The organism is Carboxydothermus hydrogenoformans Z-2901 (assembly GCF_000012865.1).
In the GTDB taxonomy this organism is placed as follows: Bacteria; Bacillota; Z-2901; order Carboxydothermales; family Carboxydothermaceae; genus Carboxydothermus; species Carboxydothermus hydrogenoformans.
This window is the reverse complement of record NC_007503.1, coordinates 1,430,453-1,455,617: the sequence shown is the minus strand read 5'-3', so window position 1 is coordinate 1,455,617 and position 25,165 is coordinate 1,430,453. Positions and strand designations below refer to the sequence as shown.

22 protein-coding genes are annotated in these 25,165 nt (G+C 42.4%); 20 read left to right on the top strand and 2 right to left on the bottom strand.

The window, feature by feature from the left end:
• The first annotated feature begins 90 nt into the window (after window positions 1-90).
• The 17 genes from CHY_RS07535 (at window position 91) to CHY_RS07455 (ending at window position 21,192) form a co-directional block, all read left to right on the top strand.
• The gene (locus tag CHY_RS07535; protein WP_011344517.1) at window positions 91-741 is read left to right on the top strand and encodes a LysE family transporter; all 651 of its coding nucleotides are present in this window, start codon (window positions 91-93) and stop codon (window positions 739-741) included.
• A gap of 24 nt (window positions 742-765) precedes the next feature.
• Entirely contained in the window at window positions 766-2,241 is a 1,476-nt protein-coding gene (locus tag CHY_RS07530; RefSeq protein ID WP_011344516.1) for a long-chain-fatty-acid--CoA ligase, read from the top strand.
• 256 nt (window positions 2,242-2,497) lie between these two features.
• Complete coding sequence (locus CHY_RS07525) at window positions 2,498-4,966, top strand: cytochrome c3 family protein (protein ID WP_011344514.1); 2,469 nt, start codon at window positions 2,498-2,500, stop codon at window positions 4,964-4,966.
• A gap of 65 nt (window positions 4,967-5,031) precedes the next feature.
• Window positions 5,032-5,508 (top strand): hypothetical protein, encoded by a 477-nt coding sequence (locus CHY_RS07520; protein WP_011344513.1) that lies wholly within the window; start codon window positions 5,032-5,034, stop codon window positions 5,506-5,508.
• A gap of 118 nt (window positions 5,509-5,626) precedes the next feature.
• Entirely contained in the window at window positions 5,627-8,050 is a 2,424-nt protein-coding gene (locus CHY_RS07515) for a 3-hydroxyacyl-CoA dehydrogenase/enoyl-CoA hydratase family protein (RefSeq protein WP_011344512.1), read from the top strand.
• 11 nt (window positions 8,051-8,061) lie between these two features.
• The gene (locus tag CHY_RS07510) at window positions 8,062-9,234 is read left to right on the top strand and encodes a thiolase family protein (protein ID WP_011344511.1); all 1,173 of its coding nucleotides are present in this window, start codon (window positions 8,062-8,064) and stop codon (window positions 9,232-9,234) included.
• Between the two features lie 21 nt (window positions 9,235-9,255).
• Entirely contained in the window at window positions 9,256-10,998 is a 1,743-nt protein-coding gene (locus CHY_RS07505; RefSeq protein WP_011344510.1) for an acyl-CoA dehydrogenase family protein, read from the top strand.
• Between the two features lie 259 nt (window positions 10,999-11,257).
• Window positions 11,258-11,854 (top strand): TetR/AcrR family transcriptional regulator, encoded by a 597-nt coding sequence (locus tag CHY_RS07500; RefSeq protein ID WP_011344508.1) that lies wholly within the window; start codon window positions 11,258-11,260, stop codon window positions 11,852-11,854.
• 196 nt (window positions 11,855-12,050) lie between these two features.
• Window positions 12,051-13,232, top strand: coding sequence for an acetyl-CoA C-acetyltransferase (locus CHY_RS07495; RefSeq protein ID WP_011344507.1), 1,182 nt, complete (start codon window positions 12,051-12,053; stop codon window positions 13,230-13,232).
• Window positions 13,233-13,243: 11 nt separating this feature from the next.
• On the top strand, window positions 13,244-14,095 hold the full coding sequence (locus CHY_RS07490; RefSeq protein WP_011344506.1) for a 3-hydroxybutyryl-CoA dehydrogenase: 852 nt from the start codon (window positions 13,244-13,246) through the stop codon (window positions 14,093-14,095).
• 33 nt (window positions 14,096-14,128) lie between these two features.
• Entirely contained in the window at window positions 14,129-15,271 is a 1,143-nt protein-coding gene (locus CHY_RS07485; RefSeq protein WP_011344505.1) for an acyl-CoA dehydrogenase, read from the top strand.
• Window positions 15,272-15,289: 18 nt separating this feature from the next.
• Window positions 15,290-16,072 (top strand): short-chain-enoyl-CoA hydratase, encoded by a 783-nt coding sequence (locus tag CHY_RS07480; RefSeq protein ID WP_011344504.1) that lies wholly within the window; start codon window positions 15,290-15,292, stop codon window positions 16,070-16,072.
• A gap of 13 nt (window positions 16,073-16,085) precedes the next feature.
• Window positions 16,086-16,847 (top strand): electron transfer flavoprotein subunit beta/FixA family protein, encoded by a 762-nt coding sequence (locus CHY_RS07475; RefSeq protein ID WP_011344503.1) that lies wholly within the window; start codon window positions 16,086-16,088, stop codon window positions 16,845-16,847.
• Window positions 16,848-16,859: 12 nt separating this feature from the next.
• Window positions 16,860-17,816, top strand: coding sequence for an electron transfer flavoprotein subunit alpha/FixB family protein (locus CHY_RS07470; protein WP_011344502.1), 957 nt, complete (start codon window positions 16,860-16,862; stop codon window positions 17,814-17,816).
• Between the two features lie 75 nt (window positions 17,817-17,891).
• The gene (locus CHY_RS07465) at window positions 17,892-19,937 is read left to right on the top strand and encodes a heterodisulfide reductase-related iron-sulfur binding cluster (protein WP_011344501.1); all 2,046 of its coding nucleotides are present in this window, start codon (window positions 17,892-17,894) and stop codon (window positions 19,935-19,937) included.
• Between the two features lie 13 nt (window positions 19,938-19,950).
• On the top strand, window positions 19,951-20,952 hold the full coding sequence (locus CHY_RS07460) for an MBL fold metallo-hydrolase (RefSeq protein WP_011344500.1): 1,002 nt from the start codon (window positions 19,951-19,953) through the stop codon (window positions 20,950-20,952).
• Between the two features lie 30 nt (window positions 20,953-20,982).
• Window positions 20,983-21,192: a DUF1858 domain-containing protein gene (locus tag CHY_RS07455; protein ID WP_011344499.1), complete on the top strand. Its 210-nt coding sequence runs from the start codon at window positions 20,983-20,985 to the stop codon at window positions 21,190-21,192.
• A gap of 38 nt (window positions 21,193-21,230) precedes the next feature.
• On the opposite strand, the gene CHY_RS07450 is transcribed toward CHY_RS07455, so the two are convergent.
• Window positions 21,231-21,890 (bottom strand): TVP38/TMEM64 family protein, encoded by a 660-nt coding sequence (locus tag CHY_RS07450; protein ID WP_011344498.1) that lies wholly within the window; start codon window positions 21,888-21,890, stop codon window positions 21,231-21,233.
• Between the two features lie 80 nt (window positions 21,891-21,970).
• Between CHY_RS07450 and ilvN the strand changes: the two genes are divergently transcribed.
• The 3 genes from ilvN (at window position 21,971) to CHY_RS07435 (ending at window position 24,411) form a co-directional block, all read left to right on the top strand.
• Window positions 21,971-22,465, top strand: a complete 495-nt coding sequence (gene ilvN / locus CHY_RS07445; protein ID WP_011344497.1) for an acetolactate synthase small subunit — start codon at window positions 21,971-21,973, stop codon at window positions 22,463-22,465.
• A 56-nt stretch (window positions 22,466-22,521) separates the two neighbouring features.
• Window positions 22,522-22,989 carry a YhcN/YlaJ family sporulation lipoprotein gene (locus CHY_RS07440; protein ID WP_011344496.1) on the top strand — a complete coding sequence of 156 codons (468 nt, stop codon included), beginning with the start codon at window positions 22,522-22,524 and terminating at the stop codon, window positions 22,987-22,989.
• A 93-nt stretch (window positions 22,990-23,082) separates the two neighbouring features.
• On the top strand, window positions 23,083-24,411 hold the full coding sequence (locus tag CHY_RS07435) for an MATE family efflux transporter (RefSeq protein ID WP_011344495.1): 1,329 nt from the start codon (window positions 23,083-23,085) through the stop codon (window positions 24,409-24,411).
• On the opposite strand, the gene pdaB is transcribed toward CHY_RS07435, so the two are convergent.
• Window positions 24,383-25,129 (bottom strand): polysaccharide deacetylase family sporulation protein PdaB, encoded by a 747-nt coding sequence (gene pdaB, locus CHY_RS07430; RefSeq protein WP_011344494.1) that lies wholly within the window; start codon window positions 25,127-25,129, stop codon window positions 24,383-24,385. The two genes, CHY_RS07435 and pdaB, sit on opposite strands and share 29 nt — an antisense overlap.
• Window positions 25,130-25,165: the final 36 nt, after the last annotated feature.

Genomic DNA, 25,165 nt, shown 5'->3' with positions numbered 1-25,165 from the left:
AAAAACGATTTGACGGAAAAACTCTGTTTTTTATAAGATATAGAATATAATAAATATTAAATTTAATGTTAAGAGACAGGGGGAAAAGAGGTGGAAGTATTTGGTCTGTTTGTTACGGCGTTTATTGTTGGCTTTTCCGGGGCGATGATGCCGGGCCCGCTTCTAACGGTAAATATCAACGAGAGTTTACGGCGGGGATTTTGGGCAGGCCCGCTTTTAATCCTGGGACATGCGCTATTAGAGACTGCGCTTGTGGTGGTAATACTTTTGGGTTTGGGGAAAATCCTTACAAATTCTTACGTCTCTGGAGCCATTGGACTATTGGGCGGAGTGATGCTTATTTATTTTGGGTTTACCATGACCAGAGATGCCGGTTATAAAAAAATTTCCCTTGATTTAACCGGAAGTGCTTCAATACCCCAAAAGCCGGGTCGGTTAATGCTTAATGGGGCCTTGGTTTCTTTGGCAAATCCCTACTGGTCCCTTTGGTGGGCGACAATTGGTTTAAGCTATTTAACCAGGTCCCTGATTGTTGGAGTTTTTGGAGTAGGTGCCTTTTTACTTGGTCACTTGCTCGCGGATTTTAGCTGGTATGGTTTTATTTCGTACTTGATTGCCCGCGGTCGAAAACATCTTAAACAAACGGCTTATCTTTTTATAATATTTATCTGTGGCATTTTTTTAGTTGTTTTGGGAGCAAAATTTATTGGCGATGGGATTACCCGTTTAAAAATAATGTAAATCCAATTCTAAGGAGGCAAAGTAATGTATCTACACGAAATTTTTAAAAATAATTTTCGTCCAGAGCATCCGGCTTTAAGTTTTCGGGGAAGGAAAGTAACCTATCGGGAAATGGCGAAAATTATTGAAAAGTATGCAGTTTTTTGGCAGCAAAAAGGATTAAAGCCGGGAGATAAAGTTCTCTTAGTCTCAGGTAATTCTCCGGAATTTGTCTATACTTATTTTGGTGTAGTCAAAGCCGGGGGTATTATCATACCGGTAAACATGGGTTTAGCTCCGGAAGAGATTAGATATATTTTTGGTGACGCTCAGGCCCGTTTTGTTGCAATTCAGGAAAAAATTTGGCTTACATTAAAGGAGCGTTTTCCGTTACCCGAAGAAATGGTAATAGTGTTAAATGAAGCTTTGACTTCGGAAATAATGAATTTGGAGGCAAAGTTTATTGAACCAACATATAATGATGTTTGTACCATACTGTATACTTCCGGCACTACCGGCTTTCCCAAGGGTGCCATGCTTACCCACGAAAATTTAATTTTTGATACCGATTCGGTTACGCGCTTTGCGGAAGTTGATGAAAATGATAACTACCTGGCGGTATTGCCTTTATTCCATTCTTTTGCTTGGACCGCCTGTTTACTGGCACCCCTTTATACCGGTGCAACCTGTACCATTGAAGATGGTTTTAATCCCCGGGAGATCGGGAAAGTACTGGTAGCGGAAAAAATTACGATTTTTCTGGGTGTACCTTCGATGTTTGTGTACCTTCTTGAATATTTACCCCGGGAAGCCTTTAATTCAGTACATTTGGCCGTATCAGGCGGCTCATCTCTGCCTCCGCAATTTTTTTATGCCTTTGAGGAAAAATTTGGGGTTCCCCTTGTCGAAGGCTACGGGCTAACCGAAGCATCTCCAATTGTTACATTGAACCCAAGAAGGGGGCCTCGAATTCCCGGCTCTATCGGCAAAGTGCTGCCGGGGATGGAGGTAAAAATAGTAGATGAAAACTTAAATGAGCTTCCTCCTGGAGAAGTTGGCGAGTTAATGGTTTTTGGTAAAAACGTCATGAAAGGCTATTATAATAAACCCGAGGAAACGGCAAAAGTCCTGGTAAATGGCGGTCTTTTGACCGGTGACCTGGGCAAAAAGGATGAACAGGGATATCTCTATATTGTGGATAGGAAAAAAGATTTAATAATAGTAAGCGGCTTTAATGTTTATCCTACAGAAGTGGAAAGGGCGATACTTGATCACCCTGCAGTCAGGGAAGTGGCGGTGGTGGGAGTTCCGGATGGAGTGCGGGGAGAAGCGGTAAAAGCTTTTATAACCTTGAAAGAAGGGTATAATAATCTTACCCGCAAAGAACTTTCCGAATTTTTAAGAGATAAACTTGCTGCTTATAAAATTCCGCGTTATGTAGAGGTTTTGCCGGAGCTCCCGAAAAATGCTACCGGAAAAATAATGAAAAAGGTATTGCGTGGCGAAAATACAAATAAATAGTTTATTTTATTCCCCTCATGTCAAAAGATGTGAGGGGTTTTGTCGTTTTTTTAAATATAGTTTTACTAAAATTTTTTTTAATAATAGGAGGAAAATATTTACAATTGGCGTAAATATATTAGTGGGTTTAAAAAGAGAAAAGTTACACAAGGAGGTACATTCCGCCCCAGAGGGACCCAGTCTACTTCCGGAAAGGGGGGAGAGGAGAAGAGGAAGCGGGTTTCTTGGGGTAGTAATAAAAACAAGGAGGTTTACCATGAGAAAAGGGCTTGTTTTAATCCTGGCGGTATTAATGCTAATTATTTTTACCGCCACGGCTTATGCCGCTCAGGTGCTGGTGCCGTATGATAAAACGGATTCTACTATTACAAATAACGTTTATTCCAGCGTCTATAAAGACGGCATAGGTCAGTATGAAGCTACCGTAAAGAAATTTACCTATGATGGTACAACTTATTATCCCAATGAAATTTACCTCCCCAATGAACAAAATCCTGCCAGTTACCGCATTCACAGCAACTACTCCAAAAATACCGACGCCTGTGCAGCCTGCCATGCTACCCACACCGCAGTAGGCCAAACCCTTTTGCAGTGGGGAACAGTATATGATACCTGTATGGCCTGCCATGACGGTACTATTGGAACTACTTATAACGTGGAAGAGGGTTACATTGCCAGCACCGGGAAAGCTACCTTTGGTGGTATGTTTGGTACCGGTGCTGAATCTTCGCTATCTCGCCACAATGTGGTCGGTTCTGTCCAAATTTTTGCAGCTCCAGGCGGAAACACTACCGGTAATTATGAAATCAACAATACTCCGGACAAAGCTAATGCAACTGCCTGGGACATCACCTTTGGTTGCGAATCCTGCCACAGCCCCCACGGTTTAGGTGGTAATGCCCGAATCTTAAACCCCAACGTTAATGCTTACAGTTACCTTAACTATAAGTCAAATGTAGAGTATATCTATAATGAAGTAACAGGGTATTATGAAAACGCCCAAAAATTCCAGTGGGTCAGAAGCTATCCATATAACAAAGGGACTCAGGTTTGGGTAAATGGGCAGTTGAAAACTGAAGGCGTGGACTATATTTTAGATGGTACCAGCGGCGAAACCAAGATTAAATTACTCCAGGAAAATGGAAGCGTGACGGTGGTGTACGCTTACTTCTATCCCGCTTTGAAGGTCAAAATGGAAGTAAAAGACTACCTAAAATCCAGCGAGTTCGTCCAGCACACTTACGGAATCAATCAATTCTGCGGTGCCTGTCACACCGATTACAATACCGATACCGGAAATATAGCTACCAGTACCGGTTCTTCGGATAAGTTAACCGGTCAGTATACGGAAGCATACCGGCACCAGGTTGGCTTTAAGGTTGACGAGTTTAAAGCCTTCTTGCCTTTAACCAACATGGTCTACGAAAAGCGGAGTGACGGCGATGTCATGACCTGTCTCACCTGTCATTATGCTCACGGTACTTCCAAAGATTTCTGGACAAGAACACTAACCAATGATTACTGGTCCGGTCAGGTAATTGATGAGATTGCCGGTTCTTCAGCGTTAAAGCGGGCACCCAATATGGGTACCTGTGAAACCTGCCACCGGAAAGGCCCTGCTAGCGAAGGTTATGCTGCCAATGCTGGTGCTTCCAATGCAGTAACTCCAATCCCAGGAGTTAGCGATGGTACTTCTCAAGCTAACGCCAAGTATGTAGGCTCTAAAGCCTGCGCTGAGTGCCATAAAGCGGAATACGAAGGCTGGAAAGAAACCTGGCATGCCAATATCATCCGGCCGCTTACTTCGGTTGCAGAAATTTATAGCTGGTATTTAAACAATGATATTGCAAATTATATTAAAACAACAGTTGGAGAAAATTATGATACAAGTGATCCGACGAAAATCTATATTGTTGGAAAAGATTTGAGTACCGACTTTTATCTATTAACTCCTAACACCAACGATCCTTCTGAACTCTATAGAACTATAAACAATAAGAAAGAGAAAAATGACTCAAAATATAATTGCGGTAACTGCCATATTGTTAACAACGTCACCTGGAAGAATACTTCCTCCATTAACAACAGCCTGGGTGGGGTTGGAACCAAGAAAAACATCGGAAATTATGTTGTGAATAATTCTCAAGGTTCTACTACTTTAAAGAGCTTACTTGAAAACGGAGGAAAAGGTTCAAACAATAGAGGTGTAATTGAAGTAGGTATTGGCTGTGAATCCTGCCACGGACCTGGAGAATTCCACGTCAAATCTCCAAGCTCCAGGAACATCACTGGATGGAAGAACTTACCCTACTATCTCCAGGTTGGTCAGGATTTACGATGGAAAGATATTACCGATATTACCACAATGATTGGCTATAATACCGACAATTATGCAATGTCCTGCGGTTCCTGCCATGGTCCTGGTAAAAATATTGCTGGCCATAATGGTTTTTATTACAAGAGCAAGCACTTTGGTGTAGGTGCGATGAGCTGTACTACCTGCCACGATCCGCACAAAGAAAATGCCAAAGGCCAGCAGATTAAGGCTACAAGCTACACCGCTCTCTGCCAGAGCTGCCACGACAGCGCTGTGGGCACTCCGCCGGCGGATGCTTACAAGTATCTCCCAACTGCTGCTCACGTCTTTAGCTACACAGTTGGCGATGCAACCTATACTGATGATGCTACAGAACATTACAGATATGATTTAAATAACTTAAAGTGATAAATTGAACTTTTCGGGGTGCCAGCTTCTGGCACCCCGGCTTTTAACCTTTTGGAGGGAGTTAAATGAAAAATATACTTAAACTATTAGTTTTACTTATCTTAAGTACATATCTTTCGGGATGCACCATTTTAGAAGGTACACCTTTTGAGAGTCTGGGTAATAAGCTTCCGGATATCCAGATTTTAGATAAAATAGCCAGCAAGCTTTCAGGTAAAGCTCAACTTGAAGAAGCCATAAAAAATTACCCTGAAGATAGTAAAGAGGTGGTAAAAAAAGCTTTAGAAAACTTCAAAAAGGGTAAGAAAAAAGTTGCCCAGATTTACTTCTCCGGAGATGAAAGTTTTAAAAAATTTGAAGATATAATGAAGAATAAGAAGATAAACTTTGAAGTTACCGCTGTGTCTGAAAGTAAAAATACCAGCTGGGTGCAGGTAAATCTGGAAGGGGAAAACTTCCTATTTGAACTCTGGCGGGATAGTGAGGAAAGCAAATGGGCGATTATTTATGTGGCAAAAGGAGATCTGAAAGATTTAGAATAATTTTAGGACAATATATTGAATTTTGCGGCAATTAAGAATATAATTACAAAGTAAGAAGGTTTTCTTTTTTTACCAGCATAATGAATGAGTATTCATTCATATTTTAACTCAAGGAGGGATGAGGGTGTACAAGATTAACAAAGTAGGGGTTATAGGTTCCGGGATAATGGGAAGCGGTATTGCCGCACTTTTAACCAATGCCGGTATCCCGGTGGTTTTGTTGGACATCGTACCTTTTAACTTGACCCCCGAAGAGGAAAAAAAGGGACTTACTTTAGAAAGTCCTGAGGTTCGGTACCGGATTGTTAAAGGGGGATTGGAAGCGGCGAAAAAAGCATCCCCGGCAGCTTTTGCCGTACCGGAAAATGCTGATTTAATTACTATTGGTAATTTAGAAGATGATTTACACCTGTTAAAGGACTGTGATTGGGTTATCGAGGTTGTGGTAGAAAACCTTGAGATTAAGAAAAATTTATTTACCAAGATTGCTCCCTATTTAAAGCCGACGGCAATCATCAGTACCAATACTTCCGGAATTTCCGTTAACAAAATGGTTGAACACATGCCCAAAGAGTTCCGGGAACGGTTCCTGGGAACGCACTTCTTTAACCCTCCTCGTTACATGAAGCTATTAGAAATCATCCCGGGAAATGAGACCAAACCGGAAATAGTGGATTTCATGGCTAAATTTGGCGAACGGGTACTGGGCAAAGGTATTGTTTTTGCCAAGGATACTCCGAACTTTATCGGTAACCGCATTGGAGTCTACGGGATTTTACAAATAATGAAAGCTTTAGAAGAAGGCTATACTGTAGAAGCAATCGATGCTCTTACCGGTCCTGTCATGGGCCGTCCGAAGAGTGCAACTTTCCGTACCGCTGATTTGGTTGGATTAGATACATTAGTTCACGTAGCAAAAAACGTTTATGATAATGTTACCGATCCTGCGGAAAAAGAACTTTTCCGGGTGCCGGAATTCTTAGAAAAAATGGTTGCCAATAAGCTTTTAGGGGATAAGACCGGTCAGGGATTTTACAAAAAAGTTAAAACCGAGGAAGGTAAAGAAATCTTAAGCCTGGATGTCAAAACTCTCCAATACAAGCCCCAGGAAAAAGTTAATTACCCATCGTTAGAAGCGGCTAAAGCAGCGGAAGGGTTAAAAGCCAAACTGCAAACCTTAATTTCTGGAAAAGATGAAGGGGCCGCTCTGGTCTGGAGAATAATGAAAAAGACCCTGCTGTATGCTGCATCTAAGATTCCCGAAATTGCCGATGATATTGTTAATATCGACCGGGCCATGCGCTGGGGCTTTAACTGGCAGTTGGGTCCCTTTGAAACCTGGGATGCTATTGGGGTAGAAAAAACTGTAGCCCGAATGAGGGAAGAAGGAGAAGTAATTCCGCCGATTGTGGAAAAGCTCCTGGCAAAAGGGTACAAGAGTTTCTACAAATATGAAAAGGGCGTGACTTACTACTTTGATCTTGCTACCGAAGATTATAAGCCAGTTGAGCTGCCGAAAGAATTTTATGTGATTAAGGACTTAAAAGCTCAAAATAAAGTTATTTTTGAAAATCAGGGAGCGTCGTTAATTGATATCGGGGATGATGTGGCTCTCTTGGAATTCCATTCCAAAAGCAACGCTATTGGTGATGACATACTTTCCATGATTAGAAGAGCTACCGAAGAGGTCAGCAGGAACTGGCGGGGTCTGGTTATTGGCAATGATGGCAAAAACTTTTCCGTGGGTGCTAACCTGGCTTTAATTCTCATGACCATTGAAGATGAAGATTGGGATGAATTAGATTACATGGTAAAGACCTTCCAGGACAGCCTCTTAACGTTGAAGTACTGCGACAAACCGGTGGTAGCTGCACCTTTTGGGATGACTGTGGGTGGTGGCTGCGAGGTTTGTTTGGCTTCCGATGGTATTCAGGCGGCAGCGGAAACGTACATGGGCTTAGTTGAAGTGGGAGTAGGCCTGGTACCAGCTGGCGGCGGACTTAAAGAGTTGGTCTACCGCATGACCGAATACGCCAGCGATACCGGTGGCTGGAGAGTAGCCGGAGCGGTAGATTACAAGCCGTTTATCTTTAGAGCTTTTGAACTGGCGGCAACCGCACGCGTATCTACCAGCGGTCAGGAAGCAAAAAAACTCGGCTTCTTGAGACCCTGTGATGGTGTCACGATGAATCGGGATTATCTCATTCATGATGCCAAAGAACGGGTTCTTTATATGTCGAAGATGGGTTACCGTCCGCCGGTTCCCAAGCCCGTAAAAGTTTTAGGTACCTCCGGTTATGCAGCTTTAGCTTCGGTTATTCACAATATGAAAGAAGGCAATTTCATTACTGAATACGATGCTCATATTGCCAAGAAGATTGCCTATGTTTTAACCGGTGGAAATGTCCATCCGGGAACCTATGTAACTGAACAGTATCTCTTAGATTTGGAAAGGGAAGCGTTTTTAAGTTTAGCCGGCGAACGGAAAACACAGGAACGGATTCGCCATATGCTTCTTAAAAATAAACCGCTTAGAAATTAGGAGGTGATGCTATGCGTGAAGCGGTAATTGTAAAAGCATTAAGAACTCCGGTAGGAAAAGCTCCCAGGGGAAAACTAAGAAATACTCGCCCGGAGGATCTGGGAGCATTGGTTATAAAGGAAATTATCAACCAGACGGGAATTAACCCGGAGATTATTGAAGATGTTATCATTGGTTGTGCTTTTCCCGAAGCGGAACAGGGGATGAATTTAGGACGGGTGGTTGCTTTAAGAGCTGGTTTGCCCTACTCAGTTCCCGGTGTTACTGTTAACCGCTTTTGCTCTTCCGGTTTAAATGCCATTGCCGATGCGGCAATGAAGATTATGACCGGAATGAGCGATGTGGTAATAGCTGGCGGTATCGAAAGTATGAGTATGGTACCGATGGGCGGAAATGACCTTTTGCCCAACCCGGAATTAATGAATGTAATGCCCGATGCTTATCTCAGCATGGGTCTTACTGCTGAAAATGTGGCTTCTCGCTATAATATTTCCCGGGAAGAACAGGACGAGTTTGCCTATAAAAGTCACATGAAAGCAAAGGAAGCAATATTGGGCGGTAAATTTAAAGATGAAATTGTTCCGGTACCGGTAGTTGAAAAAATCTTTGACGGTAAGAAAGTTATTGAAAAAACCGAAATGTTTGAAGTAGATGAAGGTCCGCGCTTTGATACTACCCTTGAGGCTCTGGCCCGGTTAAAGCCGGTTTTTCGGCAGGGTGGTACGGTTACTGCAGGGAATTCTTCGCAAACCAGTGACGGTGCTGCTGCAGCCTTATTAATGTCGGCGGAAAAAGCCGAAGAGCTTGGCTTAAAACCAATTGCTGTATTTCGCTCCTTTGCCGTAGGCGGAGTGGAGCCGGAAATTATGGGTATTGGTCCTGTGGTAGCTATACCTAAAGCCTTAAAATTAGCCGGGATTACCTTAGATCAGGTCGACGTATTTGAGTTAAATGAAGCTTTTGCGGCTCAAGCACTGGCTGTAATAAAAACTTTAGAAATTGATCCTGCAAAAGTTAATCCCAACGGCGGTGCTATTGCCCTCGGTCACCCGCTGGGCTGTACCGGTGCTAAACTGACGGCAACTCTTCTTTCGGAAATGCAGCGGCGTAGAGCAAAATACGGTGTGGTTTCAATGTGTATCGGTGGCGGTATGGGAGCTGCCGGAGTCTTTGAATTAATTTAATTCAAACGGGAGGGGTTTATAATGTCTGAAGTTTTAAAAGGTGGCGAATTTTTAATTAAAGATGCTGAGCCTCAATCGATTTTTACACCGGAAGATTTTACCGAAGAGCACCGCATGATGGCAAAAATGGTTAAAGATTTTATTAACAATGAAGTATTGCCAAAAAGTGAAGAAATAGAAAATCAAGTTGAAGGTGTAGTTCCAGCATTATTGCGTAAAGCCGGGGAATTAGGACTTTTGTCGGTAGATATTCCCGAAGCATATGGTGGTATGGAACTGGACAAAGTAAGTACTGTTATTGTTACAGAAAATGTTTCTGGCCAGGGTAGCTTTGCCACAGCGCATGGGGCACATACCGGTATAGGTACTTTACCAATTGTATATTTCGGTACTGAGGAACAGAAGAAAAAGTACTTACCCGGACTTGCCAGCGGTGAAAAACTTGCAGCTTACTGTTTAACCGAGCCTGGTTCCGGTTCCGATGCTCTGGCAGCAAAAACTAAAGCTGTGTTAAGTGAAGATGGGAAATATTACATTTTGAACGGTACCAAACAGTTTATAACCAATGCGGGCTTTGCAGACGTATTTATTGTTTATGCCAAAGTTGATGGAGATAAGTTTACAGCTTTTATCGTGGAACGGGATTTTCCCGGGGTATCTTTCGGACCGGAAGAAAAGAAGATGGGTATTAAAGGGTCTTCTACCCGGCAGGTTATTTTAGAAGATGTCAAAGTTCCGGTGGAAAACGTTTTGGGCGAAGTTGGTAAAGGTCATGTAATTGCTTTTAACATTTTAAATATCGGGCGGTTTAAGCTTGGAGCTGGATGTGCTGGCTCCTGCAAATTAGCCTTAAGTACTGCTGTTAAGTATGCCAACGAAAGAAGTCAATTTGGTCAACCCATTGCCAACTTTGGTTTAATTAAGAACAAAATCGGCAGAATGGCAGCTTATACTTTTGCTGCAGAAAGTATGGTTTATCGCACTGCCGGAATGATGGATAAGATTTTAGGTGATGTTAAAGGCAAATCCGGTGCTGAAGTGGCTAAAGGCATTGAGGAATATGCTATTGAGTATTCTATAAACAAAGTGTTTGCTTCCGAAGCTTTAGATTTTGTAGTGGATGAGACCGTTCAAATTTTTGGCGGTTACGGCTATACCCAGGAATATCCGGCGGAAAGAATGTACCGGGATGCAAGAATTAACCGGATTTTTGAGGGTACCAATGAAATTAACAGGCTAATTATTCCGGCCCAGTTACTGCGAAAAGCCCAAAAGGGTCAGCTTCCGCTTCTGGCTGCTGTCCAGAAGTTGATGGGTGAAATTGTAGCTCCACTGCCGCCGGTGGAAGATGTGTCAGGACTTAACCGGGAAAAAGAAGCAATTAGCCGGGCTAAAAAGTTAGCTTTAATGGCTGCAGGGCTGGCAGTTCAGAAATTTAAGGAGAAAATTGAACAAGAACAGGAAGTTCTGGGAATGATAGCTGATATGGCAATTGAAATTTATGCTATGGAAAGCTCTTATTTAAGGGCTGTAAAGACCGGATCTGAATTGCAGGAAAAGTATGTTAAGATCTTTGTGGCTGAGAGCTTTGCTAAAATTGAAAAACTTGCTAAAGACCTCCTGGCGTATGTTTCCGAAGGAGATGAGCAGAGAACTTATCTGGCGGTGGTTAGAAAGTTTGCGAAACTTCCGCCGGTTAATACAATTAAGTTAGCCCGGGAGGTAGCAGAGGTTATTATTGATAACCTTGGCTATAAAGCTTAGCTTATTTTCTCCTCTCCCATTTAATAATTGCGGGAGTAACCGCTCCCGCCTTGTTCTTAGGCACTTACCGATTGCCGGTAAGTGCCTATTTTTTAGCCGGAGGAGAAAAGCTCCTCAAAAATAACAAGCTGGCAGTCCTAATTTTGTTTTAGATCTTAAAACTTTTAAAAATTATGAAAAAAATCTTAAATTCTGAATGAATACTCATTCACTTTTTTAAATTATTGTGTTATAATTTAAAGAAAAAACGGAGGGTAATATGGCCAAAAAGAGCATAGATAAATATGAAGCTATCTTAGATGCTGCTGCAAAAATCATCGGGGAAGTTGGCTATCATAAAGCCCAAATTTCAAAAATAGCACGGGAAGCTAACGTAGCTGAAGGAACAATTTATCTTTATTTTAAAAATAAACAGGATTTACTTTTATCCCTTTTTCAAAAGAGATATGGGGAGTTTATTTCTAACTTAAAAGTCGAGATAGCTGCTGCTAAAACGCCACTTGATAAACTAAAAAAACTTATAACTATGCACTTGGAGAACTCCGAAAAGGACCGCAATTTTGCCCAGGTTACCCAGATTGAATTACGTCAGGCTGATAGAGATTTGCGGCAAAAATTGTCGGAGTTATTAAAGGATTATTTTTATATTATTGAAAGTGTCATAGAAGAAGGAAAAGAACAGGGAATTTTTCGTAAAGATATTTCTACAAAGGTCATTCGGCGGATGATTTTCGGAACTTTGGATGAAACAGTTTCTTCCTGGTTATTATCGTCCCGCCGTTATAGTCTGGCTAAACTTAGCGATGATGTTTTTCAACTGTTTTGCTACGGTATAATTAAGCAAAATAACGAGTAGATTAAAATACACAAACAATTTCAAAAATTAACAATATAAAAAATATTTAGTCAAACCAGCAGGAATTTTATCTTAAGTTACGTATTTAAAATAATATGGTTTTCGCTTTACTCTTTTACGAGGGGTGGTGGATTAGAAAGAGAAAAAACGGAATTTTTTGTATTTTTAATCATTGGGAGTTTGAGGAGGGGAGAAAATGAGAGAAGTAGTTATTGTAAGTGCGGCCCGAACACCCTTTGGGAAGTTTGGTGGAGGACTTTCGGCTTTAAAAGCGGTTGACCTGGGGGCAATAGCTATCAAGGCAGCGGTAGAGAGAAGCGGAGTAAGTCCGGAAGAGTTTGACTATGTTTACATGGGTCAGGTTTTACAGGGAGGAGCGGGTCAAATACCTTCCCGGCAGGCGGCAAGAAAAGCGGGTCTACCCTGGGAAGTTCCGTCAGTAACGGTAAATAAAGTATGTGCCAGCGGTTTAATCGCGGTAGCTATGGCGGCAAAGATGATTGCTTTAGGCGAAATTGACGTGGCAGTTGCAGGCGGAATGGAAAGCATGAGTAATGCCCCATATATATTGCCCAGTGCCCGCTGGGGACAGAGAATGTTTAATTTTGAAGCTATAGATTTAATGGTGCATGATGGTCTCTGGTGTGCTTTTTATGACCGGCACATGGCGGTTCACGGCTCGGAAGTTGCCAAGGAATATGGTATTTCCCGGCAAGCTCAGGATGAATGGGCATATATTAGTCAAATGAGGGCTAAAGAAGCAATGGAAAAAGGACGGCTGAACGATGAAATTGTCAAAGTTGAGGTACCCGGGAAAAAAGGAGAGGTTGTTGTCATTGAAAAAGATGAACAGCCGCGTCCCAATACAACGATTGAAGCTCTTTCTAAACTTCCGCCGGTTTTTGATGCCAACGGGACCGTTACTGCCGGAAATGCTCCCGGTGTAAATGATGGAGCAGGAGCTTTGGTCCTAATGAGTAGAGAAAAAGCCCGGGAACTTGGAATTAAACCTCTGGCGACTTACCTTAACCATGCCGAAGTAGCTTTAGATGCCAAATATATTGCAACTGCACCGGGACAGGCGATTAACAAGCTTTTAGCGAAGAAAGGAATGAAAATTGAACAAATAGATCTTTTAGAAGTTAATGAAGCTTTTGCGGCGGTAGTTTTGGTCAGTCAAAAAATTGCCGGGTATAACCTTGAAAAAGTTAATGTTAACGGTGGAGCTGTAGCTTTTGGTCATCCCATCGGTGCAAGCGGGGCCCGTATTTTAATGACCCTGATTTATGAGTTAAGACGTCGGGGTGGGGGAACAGGAATAGCTGCCATTTGCAGCGGAGCGGCCCAAGGGGATGCCATGTTGATTAAAGTGGAATAGGAGGGATTTAAATGGATATTAAAAAAATTATGGTTGTTGGGGCCGGACAAATGGGCAGTGGGATAGCCCAGGTTGCAGCGCAAGCGGGTTTTGAAACGGTATTACATGATTTAAATCTTGATATTGTGAATAAAGGGTTAGAAACGATAAAAAAGAGCCTTGCTAAGTTTGTTGAAAAAGGGAAAATAACTGAAGCAGAAAAAAATGAAATTTTAGGAAGAATTAAGCCTTCCGATAGCTTAAAAAATGCTGCCGATTGTGATTTGGTAATTGAGGCGGTTGTGGAAAAAATGGAAGTTAAGGCTAAAATCTTTGCTGAACTGGATCAAATTGCCCCACCTCATGCGATTTTGGCTACCAACACCTCGTCTTTGCCGATTACCGAAATTGCGGCAACAACCAAGCGTCCTGAACGGGTTATCGGCATGCATTTTATGAATCCCGTACCATTGATGAAATTGGTGGAAATAATTCGCGGTTTGCAAACCTCCGATGAGGTTTATCAGGTAATTGAGGAACTTAGCCGCAAAATGGATAAAGTGCCGGTAGAATGTAAAGATGTTCCTGGTTTCGTGTCCAATAGAGTTTTGCAGGTAATGATTAATGAAGCTATTTGGTGCCTCTATGAAGGGGTAGCATCGGTAGAGGGAATCGATACCATTATGAAACTTGGTATGAATCATCCGATGGGTCCTCTGGCCCTGGCTGACTTAATTGGACTTGATACAGTTCTTGCTATTTTAGAAGTTCTATATAACGGTTATGGTGACCCCAAATACCGTCCTTGTCCGCTGTTGCGGCAATATGTTAAAGCGGGATGGCTCGGACGAAAAACCGGTAGAGGGTTTTATAACTATTCTTAATCCTTTTTGGGGTCATACGGGGGGAGGGGAAAGATGGATTTTCAGCTTTCGGAAGAACAGCAGATGTTTGTTGACATGGTGCGAAAATTTGCCCAAAGAGAAATTGCACCAATTGCGGAAAAGACCGACCGGGAGCATCGTTTTCCCAAGGAGACGTTAGATAAATTGGCGGAATTAGGTTTAATGGGAATTCCCATTTCCGAAGAGTACGGAGGAGCAGGAGCTGACTACTTTTCCTACATTTTGTTTATTGAAGAAATTGCCAAGGTTTGTGCCTCAACTGCGGTGATTTTAGCTGTACACATTGGGCTTGGCTGCATGAGTATCTATATGTTTGGTACCGAAGAACAGAAACAGAAATATTTAGTTCCAATGGCTCAGGGGAGAATGCTTGGAGCTTATGCTTTAACGGAGCCTAATTCCGGTTCCGATGCGGCCAGCTTGAGGCTTTCAGCGGTAGATAAAGGTGATCACTTTGTCTTAAATGGCAGTAAAATTTTCATCACCAATGGAAGCTATGCCGACGTTTTTATTACCTTTGCAAGAACTGACCCCGCTACCAAAGGGGCGGAAGGGATTACCTGTTTGATAGTTGAAAAAAATACACCGGGACTTACCATTTCTAAACCGGTAGAAAAAATGGGACTGAATGGTTCGGTTACCTGCGAGCTGTATTTTGAAAATGCCATAGTCCCAAAAGAAAATGTTCTGGGGAAAATTGGCGAGGGCTTTAAAGTTGCCATGCAACTTTTAGATGGCGGGCGGATTGCGATTGGAGCCCAGGGTTTAGGCATTGCGGAAGGCGCTTTTGAGTATACCCTTAACTACATTAAACAGCGGGAGCAATTTGGCCGGCCTATTGCCGCAAACCAGGGGATTCAGTGGATGGTGGCGGATATGGCAACGGAGATTGAAGCGGCGAAGTTATTAGTTTACCGGGCTGCCTGGCTGAAAAATAATGGGTTACCCCACAGCAAAGAAGCGGCGATGGCCAAAAAATATGCAACCGATACAGCAATGCGGGTAACTACCGATTGCGTACAACTGCTCGGCGGTTACGGTTATACCAAGGAGTATCCCGTAGAGCGCTACATGAGGGATGCCAAGATCACGCAGATTTACGAGGGGACCAATCAGATTCAGAGAATTGTAATTGCTCGCCACCTCTTAAAATAGGGGAACAGGGGGGAAAGTATGGAATACAAAACGATTTTGTTTGAAAAGAAAGACCAGGTCGGTATTATAACCATAAACCGACCCCAGGTATTAAATGCTTTAAATTCTGAAGTGTTAGAAGAGTTAGATTCTTTACTGGATAAAATAGCTGAGGATGAAAGCATTACGGTGGTAATTTTAACCGGTGCGGGAGAAAAGAGTTTTGTGGCGGGAGCCGACATTTCGCAAATGAGGAATTTTACTCCCCGGCAAGCCAGGTATTTTGCTAAGCTTGGGCAAAAGGTGTTATCAAAACTTGAAAGAATTCCTCAACCGGTTATCGCTGCGGTTAACGGGTTCGCCCTTGGTGGTGGCTGTGAAATAGCAATGGCCTGTGATTTCAGGATTGCTTCAACTAAAGCAAAATTTGGACAACCGGAAGTAGGATTAGGGGTTACTGCAGGCTTTGGCGGTACTCAGAGGTTGCCGCGATTGGTAGGAAAAGGTATGGCAGCCGAGCTCTTATATACCGGTGAGATGATAGATGCTCAGGAAGCCCTGAGAATAGGATTGGTTAACAGGGTAGTAGAACCGGAAGAACTGATGCCAACAGCTTTAGAAATTGCTCAGAAAATAGCAGCTAAAGCAAAACTTGCGGTATTTTATTCCAAGGCTGCCTTAAACGAAGGGTTAAACATGGATTTGGAACGGGCACTGGCGTATGAAGCGGAGATGTTTGCCCTCTGCTTTACGACCAGTGATCAAAAAGAAGGCATGGATGCCTTCTTAAATAAAAGAAAACCCGAATTTAAAGGAGAGTAAGGAGGGAGATTAGGTGAAACTGGTAGTCCTTTTAAAGCAAACCTTTGACACCGAAGCGAAGATAGTATTAAAGGACGGGAAAATTGACGACAGCGGGGTAACCTTAATCATTAACCCCTACGACGAATTTGCGGTAGAAGAAGCATTAAGGATCAAAGAAAAACTTGGGCAGGGGGAGGTAGTGGTAGTCTCGGCGGGCAGTGACCGAGCCCAGGAAGCATTACGGCAGGCCTTAGCCATGGGAGCCGACCGGGCGGTGCTGGTCAAAACCGACGGTTTGCAGTTAGATGAAATGGTGGTAGCCGAAGTACTGGCGAAAGTGCTGCAGCAAATGGAATACGACCTTATTTTAGCCGGCTGGCGGGCCATTGACGACAGTTCCGCCCAGGTAGGGGTACGGGTAGCCGAGATTTTAGGCTTACCCCAAATTAACCTTGTCACCAAATTAGAAGTAGGGGAAGGCAAGATTACCGGCCACCGGGAAATCGAAGGTGGTACCGAAGTGGTAGAAGTGCCTCTACCGGCCCTTGTTACCGCCCAGCGGGGGTTAAATGAGCCGCGGTATCCTTCCATGAAAGGCATCATGCAGGCCAAGAAAAAAGAGTTAAAGGTCATAAACGCTGTGGACCTCGGGGTAAATGCTACTCCTAAAGTAGAGATAAAAGAAATCTTTCTTCCCAAAGGCAAGCAAGCGGGGAAAATTTTCACCGATGAGCCGGCAGTAGCGGTAGCCAAGTTAGTTAAAGCCTTACGGGAAGAAGCCAAGGTAATATAGGGGGTGGAGCTAATGGGTAAAGTATGGGTAGTAGCAGAGCAAAGGGAAGGTAAGTTAAAGAAAGTAACCTTTGAGATGGTAACTTTAGCCCGGCAAATAGGGGGAGAGGTTGAAGGGGTAGTAATCGGAAAAGACGTAAAAGGCCTGGCTTCTGAGCTTGGGGAATACGGAGTAGGGAAAGTATATGTAGCCGACCATCCGGATTTAGAGCAGTACACCACCGCCAAATACACCCGGGTACTGGCGGAATTAATCAATAAAGAAAAGCCGGAAGTAGTGTTAATTGCCAACTCCGCTCAGGGGAGGGACTTTGCACCGCGGACAGCCCAGCGGGTAGGAGCGGGACAGGTAAGCGACATCACCGGTTACGAAGAAGGAGTCTTTGTACGACCCATTTACGCCGGGAAAGCTTATACCAAAGTGGGGGCCACCAGCCATCCGTTAATAGTAACGGTACGGCCCAACGTATTTCCGGCAGCGGAGAAAGCCGGCGGGCAAGCTGCAATTGAAGAAGTAGCGGTCAGCTTTATGCCGGAAGATTTAAAAGCCATAGTAAAGGAAGTAGTCAAGCAGGTATCCGGACGTCCCGAATTAACCGAAGCGGATATCATAGTATCGGGCGGTCGGGGGATGAAAGGTCCGGAGAACTTCAAGCTGCTGGAAGATTTGGCGGACGTTTTAGGGGCAGCGGTAGGGGCCTCCCGGGCAGCGGTAGATGCCGGCTGGCGGGAGCACCGGTATCAGGTAGGCCAGACCGGTAAGACCGTATCCCCCAGTTTGTATATCGCCGTAGGTATTTCCGGGGCAATTCAGCACTTAGCCGGGATGGGCAGCTCCAAGGTAATAGTAGCCATCAACAAAGACCCGGAAGCTAACATCTTTAAAGTTGCCGATTACGGCATAGTTGGCGATTTGTTTGAAATAGTTCCGCTTTTAACCGAAGAGTTTAAAAAGCTTTTAAAATCGTAAAGGAAGGCATTTTTGCCTTCCTTCTCTAATAAATTTTGTTTAGAAAAAATTGCAAACAAAAGGGGAGGGATTAGGGTGAATGGAATTCCCCAGCGGGAACTTTACTGGAATATAAACCACACAGCCAAGTTTTTAATGTACCCGTTGTTTTTAATCGCCCTGGCAATTTTCGCCTATGGAATGTACCAGCGGTATCAATACTGGAAAATAGGGCAAAAAGCCAGTGTTAAGTGGGATTTCGGAAGATTCTTAAAAGAAACCTTTTTCCAAAGAAGAATCTTAAACGAACTGTATCCCGGCTTAATGCATTTTGGTATCTTCTGGGGTTTTACTGTTTTGTTTTTAACCACTTTAATAGTGGCAATTCAGGCAGACTTCGGTATTAAAGTATTTACCGGCAACGTTTATTTACTTTTTAGCTTTTTAGCCGATGTAGGTGGGGTTGCAGCAATCATTGGTATTTTAATGGCTATTATTCGCCGCTATATTATAAAGCCAGATCGTCTCGATAACAAGCCTGATGATTTAATTTCATTGCTTTTAATTTTAACAATTTTGGTTACCGGTTATATCGTCGAAGGAATCCGCATGGCAGTGGCCGGGGATAACTGGGCAGCCTATTCGCCTTTTGGTAATTTAGTGGCCCAGCTATTTGCCGGAGCCGATGAAGGAATCCTCAGGCTGTGGCATGTTATTCTCTGGTGGGGGCATATGCTTTTAGCCTTTGGCTTTATTGCTTATATTCCGTATTCCAAATTAATTCACCTCTTCACCGCTCCCATCAACCAGGCTTTGGCGGATCCCCAGAGTGCCAAGACCTTCCCGTTAATTGATTTGGAAGCAGAAGATGCAGAATCTTTTGGGGTATCGACGGTGGAAGAGTTTACCCAGAAACAGCTTTTAGATTTGGATAGCTGTACCCGCTGCGGACGGTGTCAGGACAATTGTCCTGCTTACCTTACGAAAAAGCCGTTATCGCCCAAGAAAATGACCCAGGACCTGAAAGAGGCTCTAAACGAAAGAGCACCGGTGATAATTGCCAGAGCCAAAGCCGAACTGGCCAAAAAAGGATTGGGGGAAGAAGCGGCAACCGGTGAAGTGGAAGGTGCGGTTACAAGGGCATTAATCGGGGAGGTAATTGAAGAAGATACGATTTGGTCGTGTACTACCTGCCGGGCATGTCAGGAAGTCTGTCCGGTCTATGTAGAACACATTCCCAAGACAGTAGAGTTAAGAAGAAATTTAGTCCTAATGGAAAGCTCCTTTCCGCAGGAAGTACAGCTTACTTTTAGAAATATGGAGAATAACGGTAACCCCTGGGGGGTGGGCTGGGCCAGTAGAGCGGACTGGGCGGAAGGTTTAGATGTGCCAATCCTGGGAGAGATGGAAAACCCCGAAGAAATAGAATATCTCTACTGGGTTGGCTGTGCCGGTTCCTTTGATGAAAGAAACAAAAAAGTCTCTCGGGCCTTAGTTAAAATCCTTAAAGCGGCAGGGATTAAGTTTGCCATTTTAGGTACCGAAGAAAAATGCTGTGGCGACTCTGCCCGGAGAATTGGTAATGAATATTTATACCAGATGCTTGCCCAGGAAAATATTGAAACCATGAATAATTATAAAGTTAAGAAAATTATTACCGCCTGTCCCCACTGCTATAATACCCTGAAAAATGATTACCCGCAGTTAGGCGGTAATTATGAGGTGATCCACCACAGCGAGCTAATTGCCAAGCTCCTTTCGGAAAATAAGATAAAGTTAAACAGCACCGATAACCGTCGCTTTACCTATCATGATTCCTGTTACCTGGGACGGTATAACCGGGTATTTAATGAGCCAAGGGAAGTATTAAAGAATGTAGGAGTAAAATTAACCGAAATGAGCAGGAACAGAGAAACCAGTTTTTGCTGCGGCGCCGGTGGTGGACGGATGTGGATGGAGGAAACTTTAGGGGAACGGATTAACGTTGAGCGTACGCGGCAAGCTTTAGCTACCAACCCGGAGGGAATTGCGGTAAACTGTCCGTACTGCCTTACCATGCTGGAAGATGGGATAAAGGCATTTGATAAGACCGAGGAAGTTAAAGTTTACGATATTGCAGAGTTAGTGGCTGAGAAGCTTTAAAGAGGTGAAAGTAATGGCCCGGATTTCAACAATAACTTTGCCTACACCTTATTTAGTGGGTGATGTAAACGTATATTTGGTCGAAGATGAAAAGCTTGTTTTAATTGATACAGGAGCGCCCACGGATGATTCTTATTTAGCATTGGAAGCTAAATTAAAAAATTTCGGGTATGAAATCCGGGACGTGTCGGAAATAATTGTAACTCATTTTCATCCGGATCATTTTGGCTTGGCAGGTTTTATATCAAGGATGTTTGATATTCCAGTACGTATTCATCCTCTGGAGATTTACTTTCTCAATGAGGATAGAGAAAAGGTATTAAAAGTGGTTGATGGTTGGGGATTACCACAACAACTGGTTGATGCGGTTGTTCAGCACCAATATAGAATACCTCCAAAATATTTTCAAAATCATTTTTCCATTATACCCCTTTTTCCCGGCGAAACAATAAAGACGGGAGAGTTTGCATTTAAAGTTATTTATACTCCTGGACATTCCCTGGGCCATATTTCATTGTATGAAATGAAAAACAAATATTTCTTCAGCGGTGATTTTATCTTAAAAAATATTTTCCCCAATCCCCTGATATACCAGGTTGAGGGGCAAAGGATTGCTACTTTGCCCCTTTTTTTGGAAAGTTTAAATGAGGTTTACAATTTTCCGGTGAAAATGGTTTTTCCGGCACACCAGGATAAATTTTCTAATTTACAAGAGGTAATAGATAAAATAAAAATCCATTACTTCCAGAAAACCTTTGAGGTTTATGAGAAAGTTAAAGAGCTAAAGAAGGCAAATTTGTTTGAAATTGCGCAGAAAATTTACCCCGATGAAATCAATGAGCAAACTTACCTGGTTATAAGCAAAGTATTAGGTTGTCTTGACCTTCTCCGGGAAGCAGAACTTGTAGGGGTTAAACATGGAGAATATGTTGTGAGCTCAGACAAAATTTTAGAAGGTAAAAAACTGTTAAATGAAAAGTACTTTTATCTTTACAAACCGGAGGAAGAATTTTAAAATAAGGAGTAAGAAATGGAGGTGTAGCTTATGACCATTACAAAAGAAATGACCATTACAGAAGTAGTCACAAAATATCCCAAAACTATCCCAATTTTTTATAAGCACGGTATGGGGTGCCTCGGGTGTGCTGCGGCCCAATTTGAAAATATTGAACAGGGAGCTCGAGCTCACGGGATTAATATTGATGAGTTAATTGCTGATTTAAATAAAGTAGTGGCAGAACAAGCACAATCATAAAAAAATCGCTCGTGTGAGCGATTTTTTTTTAAATATTGTTAAATACCGGTTTTCTTGTGCCAGCGGTAAAAAAAGTAGGCGATAAGTGTTATGAGGATTGCCAGAAAAAGTTGAGCTGGCAGATTGTCTAAATGACCAAAACCGTGACCGAGAAGGGAATACACTACAATTTCCGGGAGTTTTCCTAAAGTAGTGGCCAAAAAGTATGGGGTAAATCGCATGTTGCTAAGTCCTGCTAAGTAGCTTACGATACTTGATGGTAATACGGGAATTAACCGCGCAAAAAATACAACTTTAGGGCCATCCTTGCAGCTAAATGAGTGGACTTTGTCTAAATATTCTGGTTTTAAAAAACGGCTTAGAAAATTTCTTCCTAAAAATCTGGCTGCTAAAAAGGCAATGGTTGCACCCAGAACGCTCCCAGATAGTGAAATTATTATTCCACCCAAAACACCGAAAATAAACCCGTTGGCAGCCACTAAGATAAATAACGGTACTGGCGTAAACAAGGTTTGAATTATGAGGAGTAAAATGCTAATAAATACTGTTAAAAGACCGAAAGAACGTAAATAGCGAGCAAGTTCGGCAGGAGAAGAAAATTGTCGAAAAAAATGACCCAAATTAAATGCCACAGCAATAAAAAGAATTAAAAATAGTATTAGTAGGATTGCAGTAGAATACAACCACTTTTTTTGCATTTTACTCTTCTCCATATTAAAACTTCAAGCAAAATTTTAGCAAAGAACTTTTAAAATGAAAAGATTGGGGAGGGCATAATATGAAGCATACTTTATCTGTCCTGGTGTTAAACAAACCAGGGGTACTGGCGCGAATTTCGGGTTTGTTAAGTCGTAGAATGTTTAACATCGAAAGTATAACGGCAGGATATTCCGAAGAACCCAACATTACAAGGATAACAATTGTTGTCCAGGGGGATGATCTTGTCTTAGAACAGGTAATTAATCAGTTATCAAAATTAATTGATGTAATTAAGATTAAAGAACTGCCGATGGAAGAGACTATTGCTCGGGAGTTAGCTTTAATTAAGGTGCGAGCTCTTCCGGAAAAACGGGCCGACATTGTTAATATTGTAAATATCTTTCGTGCCAATATTGTCGATGTAAACCGGGAAACCATGGTGATTGAACTTACCGGTGATGAAGATAAAATTAATGCGTTATGTGAAGTTTTAACCGATCATGGTATTGTAGAAATTGTTCGCACCGGAAAAGTAGCCTTGAACCGAGGACCGCGTCCTGCCAAGGAATTATAAAAAGCTTTGCATATAACCTCCGGAAATGGTTATGCTATTTTCGGAGGTGGAGTTATATGAAAAAAGGGTTACATATATTGCTGCTTTTGGCTTTGTTCTTTGCTGCTGTGGCTTGTACTCCAGCGCGAAAGCCGGCGCCAACAGTTCCTCCGGGAGGTTCACCCACTACTCTACCCACTAATCAAACGGAGTTAAACAAAATTGCAAAGAAAATTGCTCGGGAAGCAGCAAAAACAGAAAAAGTGAAAAAGGCTACCGCGGTAATAACCGGCAGTACAGCGTATGTGGGACTGGATTTGGTGGCGGGAGTGGAAAAAAGCGAAACTGATAAAATTAAAGAAGAAGCAGCTAACCGTGTTAAATCAGCGGAGCCACGCTTAAAAAGGGTTTATGTTACTACTGATGCCGATACAGTAACAAGAATTCGCCATGTGGCCGAGGGTTTGGCTAAAGGAAGGCCGTTATCGTCCTTAATGCGGGAGCTGGATGAAATAAAAAGACGGATGGTCCCTAAAAGTAAGTAGCCCGGGTGTAAAGTGGCCCGGGTTTTTCTTTTATTTACCACCCTTTATATGGTAAAATCGAAAAAGGTGGCTAAAGAGAAAGGAGGGAGGGAAGTGTATTTTGAGATTATTAAAGTAGCTTTACCAGCGGTTCTGGAAATGATTTTACACATGGTTGTAGGTATAGTTGATACAGCGATGGTTGGAAGGCTTGGGGCAACTGCAGTAGCAGGTGTTAGTCTTGGCGCGCAGATAATTTTTAGTACATTTTTTGTCTTTGCAGCAATTGGTACCGGTGGTGGAGCTTTGGCTGCTCAGGCATTGGGGGCAAAAAAAAAGGAAGAGGTAAAAAAGTTTTTTTCTTACTCGTTGCTTTTGGCTTTTTTTGCCGGGTTTTTGTTATTTTTCTTACCGTACATAGTAGAGATAATCTTGCCTGCCCTTAAAATCGATAAAAATGTTGCCCTGGTAACTATAAGTTATTTAAAAACAATAGGAAAGTTTGCTGTTTTTGCTCTTCTGGTTTTTGTTGGAAATGGTTTACTGCGGGCTATAGGCCAAACCAGGGTTCCCCTTTATACAGCTGTTGTTATTAATTGTTTAAATATTTTTTTAGATTATGTTTTAATATTTGGAAAGCTTGGTTTCCCGAAACTGGGGCCGGGAGGAGCTGCATTAGCTTCTGGAATTTCTCTAACTTTGGGGTCGATTATCGCTTTGGGTTACATTGGATTAATTGAAAAAAAATTAAGTTTAAAATTTCAATGGCTTGAAATAAGAGTATATTTAAAGAAGATTATACAAATTAGTATTCCTGCGGCTTTAGAAGAAGGCAGTTTTTCGTTAGGGCGGGTGGTGGTAAGTTTTATTCTGGTTAAGCTTGGAGCAGTTAGTTTTGCGGCAAACGAGATTGCCATTTACATTGAGTCCCTTGCTTATATGCCCGGTTACGGCCTGGCAATTGCTGCCTATTCTTTTGCTGCGAGATTTTACGGTGAAGGGAATTATCAAAAGGCAAAAAGCTACATTGAAAAAACGCTAAATTTAACAATTTTGGGGATGGGTTTAATGGGAATAATCTTTTTTTTCCTTCCCCAGCAATTGGGGTTGTTGTTTACCAAAGACGTTGATGTGCTTGAAAAAATAAAAGTATGCCTTAAGATTGGTGCTTTTGAACAGATTCCTACCGGAATTGAAATGGTGCTTGGGTCGGTGTATCGGGGAGTTGGTAACACAAAAATACCTTTTTACCTTACCACCGCGGGGATGTGGCTTTTTAGACTTCCGTTATTTTGGTATTTGTTCGTTTTAAATAAATACGATGTTTCCTATGCCTGGATGGTTAGCGTGCTTCAATGGAGCATCTTGATGTCAATCTATCTTTACCTTTTTCAGAAAGGCCATTGGTGGTCGGTTACTGAATTGCAGCGGGACCAAGGGTGAGCAACCGGGAAATGGTAATGAAAGTATAGCCTTGTTTTTTTAATTCTTTTATAATTTCTGGCAATACCTGACCGGTTTGTTTACAGGTATCACTGGCATGCATTAAAATTATAGCTCCGGGGTGAATACTGTCTAAAACGCGTTTTAAAATTATCTCTTCTCCGGGATTTTTCCAATCTAAAGAATCTACGCTCCATTGAATGGCAGTATAACCTATTTCTCTTAAGGTTTTGATAACAGTTTTGTTATAATCTCCGTTAGGTAGGCGGATGATTGTTGGAGTCTTATTACTTGCTTCTTTTATGGCTTCATGAGCCAGGACCACTTCTTTTTTAATCTCCTCGGGACTTAACCCGGTGTAATTTACATGACGGTGTCCGTGGCTACCGATTTCATGGCCGTCCTTGACAATTTCCCGAACTATTTCCGGATGTTGTTTGGCCCAGGGGCCGGAAAGAAAAAAGGTTGCTTTAATATTTTCTTTTTTTAGAGTATTGAGAATTGGTTTATAAGTTTTTGTTCCCCAGCTCAAATCAAAGGTTAGGGCTACAACTTTTTTACTGGTTTCCACTTTGTATACCGGGTAAAAATCGATAATTTGCGGTTTTATTACCGGTTCGGTTAAATAATGGTAAAATACCAATCCAATTAAGATGGCAAAAATGAGGATAAGGGTATATTGCCAGAGGTTTTTGTAATTAAAGAAAAAAACTTTCATCTAAAATTCTCCTTTCGGTGGGTTTTGTATAAAACT

Excerpts from the sequence above, each read along its gene's own strand:
- CHY_RS07520 (WP_011344513.1), top strand. The coding sequence starts at position 5,032 with ATGAAAAATATACTTAAACTATTAGTTTTACTTATCTTAAGTACATAT.
- CHY_RS07450 (WP_011344498.1), bottom strand. The coding sequence starts at position 21,890 with ATGCAAAAAAAGTGGTTGTATTCTACTGCAATCCTACTAATACTATTT.
- CHY_RS07455 (WP_011344499.1), top strand. The coding sequence starts at position 20,983 with ATGACCATTACAAAAGAAATGACCATTACAGAAGTAGTCACAAAATAT.
- CHY_RS07510 (WP_011344511.1), top strand. The coding sequence starts at position 8,062 with ATGCGTGAAGCGGTAATTGTAAAAGCATTAAGAACTCCGGTAGGAAAA.
- CHY_RS07500 (WP_011344508.1), top strand. The coding sequence starts at position 11,258 with ATGGCCAAAAAGAGCATAGATAAATATGAAGCTATCTTAGATGCTGCT.
- CHY_RS07530 (WP_011344516.1), top strand. The coding sequence starts at position 766 with ATGTATCTACACGAAATTTTTAAAAATAATTTTCGTCCAGAGCATCCG.
- CHY_RS07460 (WP_011344500.1), top strand. The coding sequence starts at position 19,951 with ATGGCCCGGATTTCAACAATAACTTTGCCTACACCTTATTTAGTGGGT.
- CHY_RS07515 (WP_011344512.1), top strand. The coding sequence starts at position 5,627 with ATGAGGGTGTACAAGATTAACAAAGTAGGGGTTATAGGTTCCGGGATA.
- CHY_RS07505 (WP_011344510.1), top strand. The coding sequence starts at position 9,256 with ATGTCTGAAGTTTTAAAAGGTGGCGAATTTTTAATTAAAGATGCTGAG.
- ilvN (WP_011344497.1), top strand. The coding sequence starts at position 21,971 with ATGAAGCATACTTTATCTGTCCTGGTGTTAAACAAACCAGGGGTACTG.
- pdaB (WP_011344494.1), bottom strand. The coding sequence starts at position 25,129 with ATGAAAGTTTTTTTCTTTAATTACAAAAACCTCTGGCAATATACCCTT.
- CHY_RS07440 (WP_011344496.1), top strand. The coding sequence starts at position 22,522 with ATGAAAAAAGGGTTACATATATTGCTGCTTTTGGCTTTGTTCTTTGCT.
- CHY_RS07495 (WP_011344507.1), top strand. The coding sequence starts at position 12,051 with ATGAGAGAAGTAGTTATTGTAAGTGCGGCCCGAACACCCTTTGGGAAG.
- CHY_RS07470 (WP_011344502.1), top strand. The coding sequence starts at position 16,860 with ATGGGTAAAGTATGGGTAGTAGCAGAGCAAAGGGAAGGTAAGTTAAAG.
- CHY_RS07485 (WP_011344505.1), top strand. The coding sequence starts at position 14,129 with ATGGATTTTCAGCTTTCGGAAGAACAGCAGATGTTTGTTGACATGGTG.
- CHY_RS07490 (WP_011344506.1), top strand. The coding sequence starts at position 13,244 with ATGGATATTAAAAAAATTATGGTTGTTGGGGCCGGACAAATGGGCAGT.
- CHY_RS07480 (WP_011344504.1), top strand. The coding sequence starts at position 15,290 with ATGGAATACAAAACGATTTTGTTTGAAAAGAAAGACCAGGTCGGTATT.
- CHY_RS07525 (WP_011344514.1), top strand. The coding sequence starts at position 2,498 with ATGAGAAAAGGGCTTGTTTTAATCCTGGCGGTATTAATGCTAATTATT.